This is a genomic window from Agrobacterium sp. LEGMi-208b, assembly GCF_059511785.1.
Genome location: NZ_CM183446.1, coordinates 487307 through 501063, shown reverse-complemented (window position 1 = coordinate 501063; position 13757 = coordinate 487307). Strand labels below are relative to the sequence as shown.

The 13757-nt window shown below is 59.7% G+C and carries 13 protein-coding genes; 12 read left to right on the top strand and 1 reads right to left on the bottom strand.

Translation table 11 applies throughout. The annotated features are described in order from the left end of the window. The first annotated feature begins 389 nt into the window (after positions 1–389). From AC5YUO_RS17005 to AC5YUO_RS16975, 7 genes are all read left to right on the top strand, one after another. Entirely contained in the window at positions 390–992 is a 603-nt protein-coding gene (locus AC5YUO_RS17005) for an alpha/beta hydrolase (RefSeq protein ID WP_496156064.1), read from the top strand. A 264-nt stretch (positions 993–1256) separates the two neighbouring features. Beyond that, positions 1257–2186 carry a sulfurtransferase gene (locus AC5YUO_RS17000; protein WP_496156063.1) on the top strand — a complete coding sequence of 310 codons (930 nt, stop codon included), beginning with the start codon at positions 1257–1259 and terminating at the stop codon, positions 2184–2186. 77 nt (positions 2187–2263) lie between these two features. Further along, entirely contained in the window at positions 2264–3445 is a 1182-nt protein-coding gene (locus AC5YUO_RS16995) for a YeeE/YedE family protein (protein WP_496156062.1), read from the top strand. A 208-nt stretch (positions 3446–3653) separates the two neighbouring features. Continuing rightward, positions 3654–3851, top strand: coding sequence for a hypothetical protein (locus AC5YUO_RS16990; protein WP_400812883.1), 198 nt, complete (start codon positions 3654–3656; stop codon positions 3849–3851). 168 nt (positions 3852–4019) lie between these two features. After that, on the top strand, positions 4020–5189 hold the full coding sequence (gene ssuD / locus AC5YUO_RS16985; RefSeq protein ID WP_496156061.1) for an FMNH2-dependent alkanesulfonate monooxygenase: 1170 nt from the start codon (positions 4020–4022) through the stop codon (positions 5187–5189). Between the two features lie 189 nt (positions 5190–5378). After that, positions 5379–5924, top strand: coding sequence for a flavin reductase family protein (locus AC5YUO_RS16980; protein ID WP_496156060.1), 546 nt, complete (start codon positions 5379–5381; stop codon positions 5922–5924). 50 nt (positions 5925–5974) lie between these two features. Then, complete coding sequence (locus tag AC5YUO_RS16975) at positions 5975–6919, top strand: acyl-CoA dehydrogenase family protein (RefSeq protein WP_496156059.1); 945 nt, start codon at positions 5975–5977, stop codon at positions 6917–6919. Between the two features lie 44 nt (positions 6920–6963). Here AC5YUO_RS16975 and AC5YUO_RS16970 read toward each other — a convergent pair whose 3' ends face one another. Beyond that, positions 6964–7413 carry an RrF2 family transcriptional regulator gene (locus AC5YUO_RS16970; protein ID WP_400812879.1) on the bottom strand — a complete coding sequence of 150 codons (450 nt, stop codon included), beginning with the start codon at positions 7411–7413 and terminating at the stop codon, positions 6964–6966. Between the two features lie 302 nt (positions 7414–7715). On the opposite strand from AC5YUO_RS16970, the gene AC5YUO_RS16965 reads away from it, so the two are divergent. From AC5YUO_RS16965 to AC5YUO_RS16945, 5 genes are all read left to right on the top strand, one after another. Further along, positions 7716–8720 carry an LLM class flavin-dependent oxidoreductase gene (locus AC5YUO_RS16965; RefSeq protein ID WP_496156058.1) on the top strand — a complete coding sequence of 335 codons (1005 nt, stop codon included), beginning with the start codon at positions 7716–7718 and terminating at the stop codon, positions 8718–8720. Between the two features lie 22 nt (positions 8721–8742). Further along, positions 8743–10083, top strand: coding sequence for an LLM class flavin-dependent oxidoreductase (locus AC5YUO_RS16960; RefSeq protein WP_496156057.1), 1341 nt, complete (start codon positions 8743–8745; stop codon positions 10081–10083). A gap of 82 nt (positions 10084–10165) precedes the next feature. Then, positions 10166–11353, top strand: coding sequence for a M20 aminoacylase family protein (locus AC5YUO_RS16955; RefSeq protein WP_496156056.1), 1188 nt, complete (start codon positions 10166–10168; stop codon positions 11351–11353). Positions 11354–11374: 21 nt separating this feature from the next. After that, a complete protein-coding gene (locus AC5YUO_RS16950; protein ID WP_496156055.1) occupies positions 11375–11932 on the top strand; it encodes a GNAT family N-acetyltransferase in 558 nt (185 codons plus the stop codon). Between the two features lie 13 nt (positions 11933–11945). Further along, a complete protein-coding gene (locus AC5YUO_RS16945; RefSeq protein ID WP_496156054.1) occupies positions 11946–13751 on the top strand; it encodes an amino acid ABC transporter permease/ATP-binding protein in 1806 nt (601 codons plus the stop codon). The last annotated feature ends 6 nt before the right edge of the window (positions 13752–13757 follow it).

Here is a 13757-nt window from a genome sequence, read left to right as displayed (position 1 = left end):
GAATTTTCGTTTTATGGTGCGGTGGAATGGCCCTGCCGACGTTTGGCCTTCACCACTTGGGGCTCCCGGGAGGCGCAAGCCTCCGCAGCTGCGAGAATGGCAAAGCGGCGGCGGTCCGGCGAAGCAGCGGCGTTTCTTTTGTCATGCGGCGGAGGAAAAGCTTTCCGTCTGGAAAGCCTATATTGCACATATTTTCTATATAAAAAATTTGAGGAAATGATTTCCTCTGATTGGGATTATCTCCGTCATGGAGAAAGCATTTTCTGTTCTATCGAAATTGTCTGGATCGATTTTTCGCGAGGCTTCGAAAGGTGAGCAAGGCAATAGTCGACGGAAATCGCGAAATTCACCATGCTTGCGACATACCGCCCATAACCCACGGAGCAGGCATGTGTACCACCTTGATTGTCCCTGGCCTGAATGGTTCGGATGAAGGACATTGGCAGCGGCACTGGTTGCTGGATGATCCCGACTCACAGCTGGTCGATCAGGACAATTGGGAGTGCCCGGTTCTCGAGGACTGGCTCGATCGTCTCGAGGCAGCGCTGGCAACAGTCGAAAGTGCTTATATCGTTGCCCACAGTCTGGGTTGCGTGCTGGTGGCGAATATGGCGTCTCGACCCTCCGCCGCCAAAATCAAGGGCGCGCTTCTGGTCGCACCCGCTCATCTCGATCGCGTTGAGACGATGCATCCCTGTATCGTCCGGTTTGGCGCGTTTCCGCAGCAACCGCTTGCTTTCCCCAGCCTCGTCGTCGGCAGCATGAACGATCCTTATATGGATTGCGAGGAGCTCGCGCGCAGTGCGCGCCTGTGGGGGAGCGATCTCATCAATCTCGGTGCCGTCGGACATATCAATATTGCCAGCGGCTACGGGCGTTGGCCCGAAGGTTATGCTCTTCTCGAGCGGTTGAAAGCTGATGCTGCACCTGCAAAAGCGGTGGCCGGATCGAGACTGCGCAGATTGACTGCCCTGGGCGACGCGCATTTTTAGAGAGAGATATCGGGCCTTCCAGCCTTCCTTGCTAAACGGGATGGATGCGGGCCGGTTTATCGCCCTTTTCAGCTTTGACACCACTTGCAACCTTTAGAGGTTTTATGGGCGATTTTTGTCGATGAAATTTTGAATTTCACCTGAAGATTGTTTTTGAGTGGCCGCATTTATTTTCTATAAAAAATATAGAAAAGAATTTCTTCGCTCCGGACGGTTTTGTCGTCACCTTTCATTGGTCATCAAATCAGGGAAGGGGTAAGGAAAATGTCCAGGATCAAGCTAGTAACGTCGGCTCTCGGCGGGTTGTTTTTGTCGACGATATCGCTGGCCACGGCCGGGGCTTCGGAAGCGCTGGTGACGGCCGACTGGCTGAAGGAAAATCTCGACAATCCGAAAGTGCGGGTTTTTGAAGTCAGCGTCGATACGGGCGTCTATGAGCGCGGGCATATTCCCGGTGCTGTGAACCTCAACTGGCATACGGATCTCGTCGACAAGGAAAAACGCGACATTGCCGCGCGCGACAATTTCCAGTCCCTGCTGCAGAAGGCCGGTGTGGGTGACGATACGACGATCGTTCTATATGGCGATAACAATAACTGGTTTGCCGCCTGGGGGGCGTGGATTTTCGAAACCTACGGTCTGGGCGACCGGGTGAAGCTGCTGAATGGCGGCCGCAAGCTCTGGGAAGCGCAGGGCCTGCCTTTCGACACATCCGCACCGGCAACGGCCGAAACGAAACTGAAGCTTGCCGAGCCCGACACCTCTGTCCGGGCGCGCTTTGTGGACGTGGTTGCGGTGGCCGAGGGCAAGCACAACATCAAGCTGGTGGATATCCGCTCGGCGGATGAATATTCCGGCAAGATTTTCGCGCCCGATGGCGTCAAGGAATTGTCCGTGCGGGCCGGTCACATCCCCGGCGCCGTCAATGTTCCGTGGGGCACGATCGTCAACAAGGATGGAACCTTCAAATCGGCCGAAGAGATCAAGGCGATCTATGCCGAGAAGGGTATCGACGGTTCGGCTCCCATCATCACCTATTGCCGCATCGGCGAGCGCTCCAGCCACACCTGGTTCGCACTGAAGAAGATACTCGGTTACGACGTCCGCAATTATGACGGCTCCTGGACCGAGTACGGAAATGCGGTCGGTGTGCCGATCAGCAATCCGACGGGAACGGTCTGGACGGGCAAATAAGCCTTCTCCGCTCCATCCATGGGCCGGTGCGTCGGGTGGCGCGCCGGCATTTATTCTTCCGACATTGCCGGTATTCCATGCGTTTGACCCTTTCCCGCCTTGCGGCGCTTGCCATTTTATGTGCCGTCACGGTTGCTGCTTATCGATTGGAGCTGCTTGAGAATGGCAGGCCGCTTGCATTTTCCCTTCTGGCCGGGGCCGCCTTCGGCATCGTGATGCAGCGCGGACGGTTCTGCTTTCTCTGCAATTTTCGCGATTTTATCGACGGCAGACGTTCGGACGGTGTTGTGGCTATTCTTGTCGCCCTGCTGGCGGGCGTGGTGTTTTACCAGATCGTCACCGCGGCGTGGGTGCCGGTGCCGCAACCCGGCCGCCTGCCGCCCAATGCACATATCGGCCCCGTCGGCTGGATTCTGGCGGTGGCGGCGACCGTCTTCGGTTTCGGCGCAGCGCTCTCCGGCTCCTGCCTGTCAGGGCATTTTTACCGGCTGGGCGAGGGGGCCTTCGGTTCCGTGCTTGCCATATTGGGTGCGGGCGTCGGTTTCCTGCTGGCATTCCTGAGCTGGAATTTTCTTTATACGGTCAGCATTTTCGACGATCGACCCATCTGGTTGCCGCATCATCTGGGATACGGCCCGGCGTTGCTGATTGCCGGCGCCGTGTTGGCCATTCTGATCCTCCTCGTTCTGTTTTTCGATAAAACCGCCCCCGCTTCCTCGACCGTGGCGCCGGAAAACAGGCTGCGGCAGGCGCTTCGAAGCGTCTTCATCGACCGCTGGCCGCCCGTCGTCACAGGGGTACTCGTCGCGGCCATCAGCGCCTTTTCCTATTCCCGTGTCGCACCGCTCGGGGTGACGGCCGAACTCGGCAGCATCGTCAGAACGGCAGGGGCTGCGGCGGGCTGGGTGCCGGAAACGCTCGCGGGGCTCGACACGGTGCGCGGATGCATCAGCGCCGTTAAAACGACGATCCTGTCGCCGAACGGCCTGTTCGTCTCGGGACTGATATTTGCGAGCCTGGCGTCCGCGCTTTCGGCAGGAAAATTTCAGCCAGCATGGCCTTCCGCGGGTGGGTTGGCGACACGGTTTGCCGGTGGCGTGCTGATGGGCTGGGGCGGCATGACCGCGCTTGGCTGCACCATTGGCGTGCTGCTCTCAGGCATCCATGCGGGCGCGCTTTCCGGCTGGGTATTTCTCGTTTTTTGCGGCTTGGGCGCATTTGCCGGCCTTTTTCTCAAGCGCCGGCTCGCCTTGCCCTGAGGCCGGACACTTGAAAATTACCGTCGTCGCCAGATGCAGCGGCGATGGCCCCATTATCGGCGGCCGGAAACGGATTTTTTCCCACCGCCGCAACCTTAGTCGACATTTGCCGGTGACCCTCCAATTATAGAATAGTAATTTTATGGAAAATATTGACGATTTCGGGCGGTCGCCCGAGGATAAGGTGAGTTGAGCAAAGGAGGCGCACATGCCGCAGGGACTTCATGCGTTTACTTTCGATCTGTTCGGTTTGACCCGGCGCCAGCCGCGGGAAGAGGAACAGGCCAGTCTTCACCCTCTGGATCATTCCGGGCGCATCCGGCAGGAGAAAAGCGATCTCGAACTCGAACGGGAAGAGATCTGCGAAATGAACTTTGCGATGTTCGGCCTTTATCCGGTCTTCTGACGACGATCAGCGAGGGCTCCTTTTCCCTTCGCAGCGCGGTTCATACGGGAGAGAAACTCTCCTTGCCGGATGGAAATTGGAACAAAATTTCTTAAACGTGCCGGGGAATTGGCTACCCTTTTATCACCAAGCCGCATTGCCCGAGGGCAGATTGCAAAGGACCTGCCGATGAGCACACCCGATAAACCACTCGATTTTCTGTGGTTCATACCCACGTCAGGCGATGGCAGCTATCTCGGCTCGGATGACCTTTCACGTCCTGCCGATCCCGGCTATTTCCGGGAAATAGCCCAGGCCGCCGATCGGCTCGGTTATTCAGGCGTGCTCATCCCCACCGGTGTCGCCTGCGAAGAATCCTTCATCCTTGCGGCCAATCTCGCCGCCTATACCGAAAAGCTGAAATTCCTCGTCGCCATCCGTCCGGGCGTCGCGTCACCCGCCTATTACGCGCGGCTCGCTTCCACGCTCGATCGCGTTTCCCATGGGCGGCTGCTTCTCAACATCGTGGTTGGCGGCAGCGCACAGGAATTGGCCGGCGACGGCATTTTCCTGCCGCACGACGAGCGTTACGATCACGCCGACGAATTCTTCCAGGTCTTCAACTCATTGATCGAAACCGGCAAGGGAAACCTCGACGGCAAATATATCAAGGCGCTGGACGCGAGACTCGGCCTGCCGCCGGTGCAGGAGCCGCGCCCGCCGCTTTATTTCGGCGGTTCTTCCGATGCCGGCATCGAGTTTTCGGCCGGTATCACCGACAAATATCTCACCTGGGGTGAACCGCCGGCGCAGGTGGCGGAAAAAATCGCCAAGGTGCGCGCCGCCGCCGCCAAAAAGGGGCGGGAGGTTACCTTCGGCATCCGTCTGCATTTCATCGTGCGTGAAACGGACGAGGAAGCATGGGCCGATGCCGAGCGGCTTATCTCGAAGCTCTCCGATGAAACCATCGCATCCGCGCAGGAGGTCTTCTCCAAGGCTTCGGATTCCGTCGGGCAGGCGAGAATGCAGGCGCTGCACAATGGCCGGCGTGACCGGCTCGAAGTCTCTCCGAATTTGTGGGCGGGCATCGGTCTCGTCCGTTCGGGTGCGGGCACGGCACTGGTCGGTTCGCCGAAGACGGTGGCAGCGCGGCTCCGAGAGTATCAGGCGCTGGGCATCGATACCGTCATCGCCTCGGGTTATCCACATCTCGAAGAAGCCTATCGCCTTTCCGAACTGCTGTTTCCGGAAATCGGGCTTGGCGGACCCCGCAACCAGATACGGTCTTCTTTCGGCGCGAAACAGGTTTTCGGCGGCGGCGGCCATGGCGGCAACGTCAAGCTGGTGTCCGGATCCTGATCCATCGACGGGAGGCGGCCTGTGCCTCCCTCCTTTTCGGCAGATATCCTTGCAGCGGGACGAAACCAGGCGACGGGACATAAAACATTATTTCTATAGAATATTATCATTATGGAAAACGATGTCTATTTCACCCCCCGCCGCCGCTGCTAGCTATTGAACAATTCAGCTGTTTTCAGGAGCAACCCGATGACATTGCAATATGCGGTCAAGGATCAACAGTTCATCAACCTCCGCGACCCGGTCGCCGGCAAGGCGGCGGATGCCGACAGCCTCAAGGCGGCGCTGAGAACGCTCGGCGGCGGCGTCAGCGTGATTACGGCCGGTGAGGGTGACGAGCGAACGGGCGCGACGGTGACCTCGGCCACCGCTCTGTCGGTCGATCCGCCGCGCATTCTGGTGGCGCTCAACCGCGCCTCATCCACATGGCCGGTGGTGCAGCGTTTCGGTCATTTCGCCGTCAATATCATCGGGGCGAACCATCAGTTCGTCGCCAATCAGTTTGCCGGCATCGGCGGCCTGAAAGGCCCGGACCGGTATCGCGGTGCGGAATGGACACGGCTGTCGAGCGGAGCGCCTATTCTCGAAGATGCTGTTGCCGCGATCGATTGCACGATTGAAGAGGCGATCGAACGGCACAGCCATGTCATCGTCATCGGCAAGGTGGAGGCGATCCGCATCGGCTCCGGCCATTCGCTGCTCTATCAAAACGGTCGTTATCATTCTCTGGACTGAGCGCCGGTCGTTCGGCGCTTTCACTTTGTCATTCTTTGAGGGAGTTGAGCATGGGATCCGTCACGCCTCTCGGCGAAAGACTTCGTTTCGTTCCTCCACGCCTCGGCACGGATATCGATGTGCTGACCGTTGCCCGGACGATCGCCGAAAACTGCGCCGTTGAAAGTCCCGGGCAAATCCATGCGCGGATCGCCCGTTCCGGTCTTCTTGCTCTTTCCGTTCCAACGGAACTCGGCGGGGCGGACATCACCAATGATGTTCTCTCGCAGGCGCTCGCCATCATTTCCGCAGCCGATGCCGCGGCGGCGCATGATCTCGCTGAACATTTCACCGCGCTTGAATTCATCAGGAACGCGGGCAGCGAAGACCAGCGCAAGGCGCTCTTCGCCCGTCTAGATCTTGGCGAGACTTTCGCGCTGGCAATATCTGCCGCGGATCTGGATCAGGCGGTCAAGCTGACGGAGGACGACTACGCCCTGCGGCTTCCCGACGACGTCGCGGGGTCGGTCAGGGGCGACGCGGACTGGATTGTCGTGCCGGCCGTCAACACGGCCGGACAGCCCTTGCTTGTCGTTCTGCGCAACCGCCCCAATACGTCATGGGAAGGTCTGCTACGCGCCGATCAGGTGGTGTTTCTGGCTCAGGGAGCCGGAAATCTGGCCGTTTCCGTTTCTACCCTTTTGAAAGCCGCCGTGGCTCTGGGGCAGAAGCAGCGCGAACTTTCGGCGCTGCTGATCGACAGGCTGGCCGGTGATGGCGCGGCGCGACCCGTGATAGGCGAAATATTTCTCGCCATTGAACTCCTGAAGGCGCAGATATCCAGCCTTGCGGCGAATATCGATGCGGCACAGGTGGGGGCGGAAAACGTCACCTTTCGCTCGGTTCGCAACAATGCCATCACGCTTGAAATTCTGATGGCGCGCCTCGGTCTTGTCGAAGGCGTCAGTGAAGCCGGGCTGATCGCGTCGCTGGACGATGATCTGCGCAGGCAATAAGCGACGCCCTGTCGTCAGACATGAACTGAGGGTCGGGTGGAATCCTATTCGCCGGCCGGAATGGAGCGGGCGTCCTGCCCGTCCTTGGCCACGAATTGCGCGAGCGTCATATTGTCCAGAATGGTTGCGATGGCGTCGCGCACGTCCGTCATCGAAACCCTCACCTGACAGGTCTCCGGATCATCACAGTCGTCACAGGCTTCAAAGGCCGTGCGGCTTGCACAGCGGATGGGAGCCAGGGGGCCGTCCAGCGTGCGGATGACCTGCCCGATCATGATTTCGGATGGCATTTTCGACAGCGAATAACCGCCATTCGGGCCCTTCTTGGAGCGCAGAATGCCGCTATTGCGCAACTCCAGAAGAATAGTATCGAGGAATTTTTTCGGGATATTGTTGCGGGCCGCAATTTCGGTCACGAAGGCGGTCTCGCCCTGGGGCAACTGCGCCAGATCGACAAGAGCCTTTAATCCGTATTTGCCTTTTTTGGTCAACATCGCATGATCCGAAAAGAGAGACGGCACGTTTTACGGTGCCGGGCCATATTATTCCTAACTTACTAAGTAGTTTTTAGCGAATTCCGGCGCAAGCCCGTTTCGTCCGGGTTCGGCGCGGAAAGCGACCTGTTGCAGCCTTTTGGGGCTATTTCGTCGGCCTTGTCGACGGCTTTGCGAGGGCCGGCCTCTGAAAACATCACTGAAAACAATATTTTCTCTGATCGCGCTGCAACGTGGAACGATCATCCTTTATTAGAATATAAAATCGGTAGACAAAGTATGCATCAAAGACGCGCGAGGTGATGATGTATACGCTCAGTTTGCTGGACAAGAGCCCGGTTCCGCCGGGTGAGGACGCCGCGAGCGCGTTCCGCGACACGATCAATCTTGCCAGACGCGCCGAAGAGCTGGGTTACCGCCGTTTCTGGGTGGCCGAACATCACAATTCGCCGGAGCTTGCCGGTTCCGCGCCGGAAGCGCTGGTTGCCTGGATCCTGGCGAAGACCTCCCACATCCGCGTCGGCTCGGGTGGCGTCATGCTGCAGCACTATAGTCCTTACAAGGTCGCCGAGGTTTTCAATGTCCTGTCGTCGCTTGCGCCCGGCCGGGTCGATCTTGGCATCGGCAAGACACCGGGCGGGTTGCCGCTGGCGACGTCGGCCTTGCAGCAGGCCTATGATCCTGCCCGTAAACCGGATTTCGAAACGGCGCTCAGTGAACTCACCACGTTTTTGTCCGGCGCCGCGCCGCAGGATCATACGCAGGCCGGACTGCAGGCAACACCCGTCCCACCGGTCGCTGCGGAAAGATTCCTGCTCGGCGCCAGCCCGGAAAGCGCAAGGCTTGCGGCTTCAAGGGGATGGAATTTCGTTTTTGCCGGTCACCTCAATGGTGATGCCGATGTTCTTCGCCGCAGCCTCGCGGCTTTCCGCGAAGAAAGTGGCGGAAGTGCTCCGATCCTCGCCCTGTCGGCTTTTGCGGCCAGCGACCCCGCCCATGCCGCGCGGCAGATGGAAGGCCAGCGCATTTACCGGGTATTTCTCAGCGACGGCAGGGCGTTCAATCTGGGCCGGCGTGAACAGGCGGAGGAATTCGCCCGCCAGTCCGGCGATGCCGATTACCGCATCGAAGAGCGCAAGCCTAACGTCCTGCATGGCGGGCCGGAGGATATTCACAAGGCGCTCCGTGCGCTTTCCGAAGAGCACGGCATCGAAGAATTCATCATCGAGCCGCCGCATGTCGGGGCAGATCAGCGGCTTGCCTCGATAGAACTGCTTGCCACGCATCGCCTTTCCCGGGCGGCGTAATTTTCTCTGAGGAGGGAATGACATGACGAGAAAGAAAATCCGTTTCGGCATCATGCTTCAGGGTCCCGGCGGTCACATGAATGCCTGGCGGCACCCCAAAAGCCCTGTCGATGCCAGCGTCAATTTCGACTTCTTCAGGAAGACCGCGCTGAAGGCGGAAGCGGCGGGCATCGCCTTTGCTTTCGTGGCGGACGGGCTCTATATCAACGACAAGTCGATCCCGCATTTCCTCAACCGGTTCGAGCCGCTGACGATCCTTTCGGCGCTCGCCTCCGTGACCTCGAAGATCGGTCTCGCCGGCACCGTTTCGACCTCCTATAGCGACCCCTTCACCATCGCCCGCCAGTTCGCCTCGCTCGATCTCCTGAGCGGCGGCCGCGCCGGGTGGAATGCCGTGACGACGCCGCTCGAAGGCACGGCGAAGAATTACAGCCGCAACCATCCCGAACATGCGCTGCGTTACGAGATCGCCGACGAATATCTCGAAGTCATCAAGGGCCTGTGGGATAGCTGGGACGACGACGCCTTTGTGCGCAACCGCGAGACGGGGCAATTCTTCGACCGTGCCAAACTCCACACACTCGGCCACAAGGGCCGTTTCTTCCAGGTGGAAGGCCCGCTCAATATCCAGCGTTCGCCGCAGGGGCAGCCGGTGGTGTTCCAGGCAGGTTCCTCCGATGCCGGTATCGGCCTTGCGGGCAAACATGCCGATGCCGTCTTCACCAATTCCGCTTCGCTGGAGGAAAACCAGACTTTCCTCAAGCGTGTGAAACAGAGCGCCGTCGCGCAGGGCAGGTCCGCTGCCGATGTGAAGATTTTCCCCGGGATCGGCCCCATCGTCGGCGAGACCCAGGAGGAAGCGGAGGCGAAATATGACGTCATCCGCAACCTCATCACCATTGAGGATGCGCTCGCTTATCTCGGCCGTTTCTTCGATCACCATGATTTCAGCGTCTATCCGCTGGATGAGCCTTTCCCCGAACTCGGTGAGATCGGCAAGAACAGTTTCCGCTCGACGACCGACCGCATCAAGCGCCGCGCCAAGGAAAAGAACCAGACGCTGCGGGAAGCGGCGCTGGAGGCTGCGACCCCGCGTGAAGGTTTCATCGGCACACCGGACAAGGTGGCGGACGAGATCATCCGCTGGGTGGAGCATGACGCGGCTGACGGCTTCATTCTGGGCTTCCCGGTGATTGCCGAAGGGCTGGACGATTTCATCCGCCTCGTCATCCCGGTGCTGCAGCGGCGCGGTTATTTCGATCCGCATCTGGAAGGGGCGACGCTGCGCGACCATCTTGGCCTGCCTTTCAGGGAAAGCGTCTATTCCCGCCGCGAAAACGGGTCGGACAAGGCCATCGCCTAAGCTTGCAGCCGGGCGGCGATGATTGCCGCCCGGCAAAGATTTCAAGATGCGGCGCGTAGCGAGCCGCGCGGGAGACAGAACCATGAATATCCGCATTGACGGCGCGCGTCCGCAGGACGACGCCGAACGGGGAATCCTTGCCTTCATCGAAGAGAGCATCGCCATCCGGCATGATCTCCACCGGCATCCGGAGCTTTCGCTCAAGGAAAAACGCACGGCGGCGCTCATCGCCCGTTATCTGCTGTCGTTCGGATATGAGGTGACGGAAGGTGTCGGCGGCCATGGTGTTGTCGCCACGTTGAAACGCGGTCATGGCGAAAAACGTCTCGGAATCCGCGCCGATATCGATGCCCTGCCGATTGTCGAGGAAACCGGACTTGCTTATGCCAGCCAGACGCAGGGCGTCATGCATGCCTGCGGTCACGATGGTCATACGACGATCCTGCTCGCCGCCGCCCGGTATCTTGCCGAATCGTCGAATTTTTCCGGCACCCTGACACTGATCTTCCAGCCGGCCGAGGAGATCGGCGCTGGGGCAAGGGCGATGATAAAGGACCGGTTGTTCGAGCGGTTTCCGGTCGATGCGGTTTTCGGCCTGCATAATTGGCCCGGTGTCGATACCGGGCAGTTCGGCTTCGTAGACGGCCCGGCCATGGCCTCCGTCGACAAGGCGAAGGTGCGGATCGTCGGCAGGGGCGGGCATGGCGCCGCCCCGCATGAGACGGTCGATCCGGTTCTCGCTTCGGCCAGTTTCGTCACCGCCTTGCAGAGCATCGTTTCGCGCAATGTCGATCCGCGCGAGATGGCGGTGCTGACGGTCGGTTCCATCCATGGCGGAACCGCCTCCAACGTCATTCCCGAGAGCGTCGAGCTTCAGATCACCGCCCGGGCCTTTTCGCCTGCCGTGCGTGACAGGCTGGAGGAGCGGCTTCCGGCGCTGGCGAAAGCGCAGGCCGAGAGCTTCGGCGCGAAGGCCGAGGTCGCTTACTCCCGTGGTTTCCCGCCGGTCATCAATCACGTCACTCAGACGGTCTTCGCCCGCGATGTCGCCAAAAGGCATTTCGCCGCCGGGCAGATCGCCGAAGCGTTCCAGCCGCGCACGGCGAGCGAGGATTTCGCCTTCATGCTGCAGGAGCGGCCCGGTTCTTATCTGTTCGTCGGCAATGGCGAAAGCGCGCCGCTGCATAGCCCCCATTACGATTTCAACGACGCGATCATCGCGCCGGCAGCACGCTTCTGGGTGCGTCTGGCCGAAGCGTACCTCTCCTGACGCGAAATTTAGGACAAGGACATGAGCGACAGTTTTCTCTACACATCGGTCAAGGATCCGCTCGCAACGCCGCTTCTGGAGGAGTTGCTGTTCGAATATGACAGCCGCTACGGCACGTTCTTCAATGCGGAAGGGGCCAAGGCGGAGCTGAACAAATATCCGCCGGAGGCTTTCAGCCCGCCATCGGGCAATTTCCTGTTGCTCCTGCGTGACGGGAAAGCGATCGCCGGCGGCGCCTTCATGCGCTACGACGATGAAACGGCGGAATTCAAGCGGGTCTGGACCCATTCCGCCCATCGCCGGCAAGGGCTGGCGAAAGTCGTACTCCGGGAACTGGAGCAGCAGGCGATCCGGCAGGGTTATGCCCGCGTTTATCTGACCACCGGCTTTCGCCAGCCGGAAGCGGTCGGCCTTTATCTCACCAATGGTTATCGCGCCCTCTTCGATACCGCGGCCGATCCCGAGACGATCCGGTCCTTGCCCTTCGAAAAATGGCTGTCCGACCCCGCATCCTCCTCCGTTCCTGGCGGGGCGTCGATAGCGGCTGTCCGGACGCACCCTTCTTCCGCCCATCCATGAAAGGCTTTTTCCGATGACGATAGCCTCTGATTTTCCGCATGTTGCGGTGAGCGAGCAAAAGGGTGAGCCGATCACGGGTGGTTATTCCCATTTCCGCATCGTTCCGGCCCGTTATCCCCTGCGGACGGTGGGTACGGTTTTCTCCGTCCTCATCATTGCCGCCGTCCTGCATTCCGTTTTCGGCAATCCGCGCTGGGGCTGGGATGTGTTTGCCGAATGGTTCTTCGCCGAACCGGTGCTGGTCGGTCTTGGCCGCACGCTGCTCCTGACCGCACTGGGTGCGCTGTTTGGTTTCGTGCTGGGAACGCTGCTGGCGCTTGCCCGCGTTTCCCGCTCGCCGCTGCTGGTCGCCGTCTCCTGGACCTATATCTGGATTTTCCGCTCCATCCCGCTGATCGTGCTTTTGCTGATCCTCAACAATCTCGGTTATCTCTATGAAACCGTGACAATCGGTGTGCCCTATACCGGCATCAATTTCTTCAGCTGGAATACGACACAGCTGATGACGCCCTTTGCGGCGGCTGTTCTGGGGTTGACGCTCAATCAGGCGGCTTTCGCATCCGAAATCGTTCGCGCCGGTATTCTTTCAGTCGATCAGGGGCAGCTTGAAGCTGCGGCAGCCCTCGGCCTTCCACGCCGGAGACAGGCTTCCCGCATCGTTCTGCCGCAGGCGATGCGTTCCATTCTGCCCACGGCCTTCAATGATATCATCGGCCTCGCCAAGGGCACCTCGCAGGTCTATATCCTCGCGCTGCCGGAGCTGTTCTATACGATCCAGATCATCTATCGCCGCAATCTGGAAGTAATCCCGCTTTTGATGGTCGCCACCGTCTGGTATCTGGTCATCCTGACAGCGCTTTCCATCGTACAGCACCATATCGAACGGCACTTCTCGCGCGGCGCGCTGCGCAATCCGCCGCCTTCGCTGTTTGCCACGCTCTACCGCACCTTCCTGCCGCGCAAGCCTTTGCCGGAAGTGGTGGAGACGCCAGTGCCCGCCATTGAAAGACCTGAACGACCGGCCGCCGCCAGGACGGGAAGTTTCCAGCTCGGCAATCGTGGCGGTTCGGTCAATATCCACGGCGTCTCCAAATCCTTCGGAACGCTGAAGGTGCTGGACGATGTCACGCTCTCCATCCCGGCAGGCAGCGTCACCACCATTCTCGGCCAGTCCGGCTCCGGCAAGTCGACCCTGCTGCGCTCCATCAACCATCTGGAACGCGTCGATGACGGCTTCATCGCCATTGACGGTGAACTGGTCGGATATCGTCAGAAGGGCGACACGCTTTATGAGCTGAAGGAAAAGGACATTCTGAAACGCCGCGTCGAAGTGGGCATGGTGTTCCAGAGCTTCAACCTGTTCCCGCATCTGACGGCGCTTGAGAACATCGCCGAAGCGCCGGTCGTGGTTCGCGGCATATCGAAGGAACAGGCCGAGGCCGAAGCGCGTGATCTTCTGGCCCGCGTCGGTCTTGCCGAAAAGGCCGGCGCTTACCCTCGCCAGCTTTCCGGCGGGCAGCAGCAACGTGTTGCGATTGCCCGGGCCTTGGCGCTGCGGCCGAAGGTCCTGCTCTTCGACGAGCCGACATCCGCGCTCGATCCTGAACTGGTCAACGAGGTGCTGGACGTCATCAAGGAGCTGTCCCGCTCCGGCGTCACCCTCATCATCGTCACCCATGAAATCGGCTTTGCCCGTGAGGTCTCCGACAGGGTCGTCTTCATGGAACAGGGCCGCATTCTCGAAACGGGCACGCCGGAAAAGGTGTTCAACAAGCCGGATCATCCGCGCACGGCCGAGTTTCTCGCAAAAGTTCTCTAATCAACA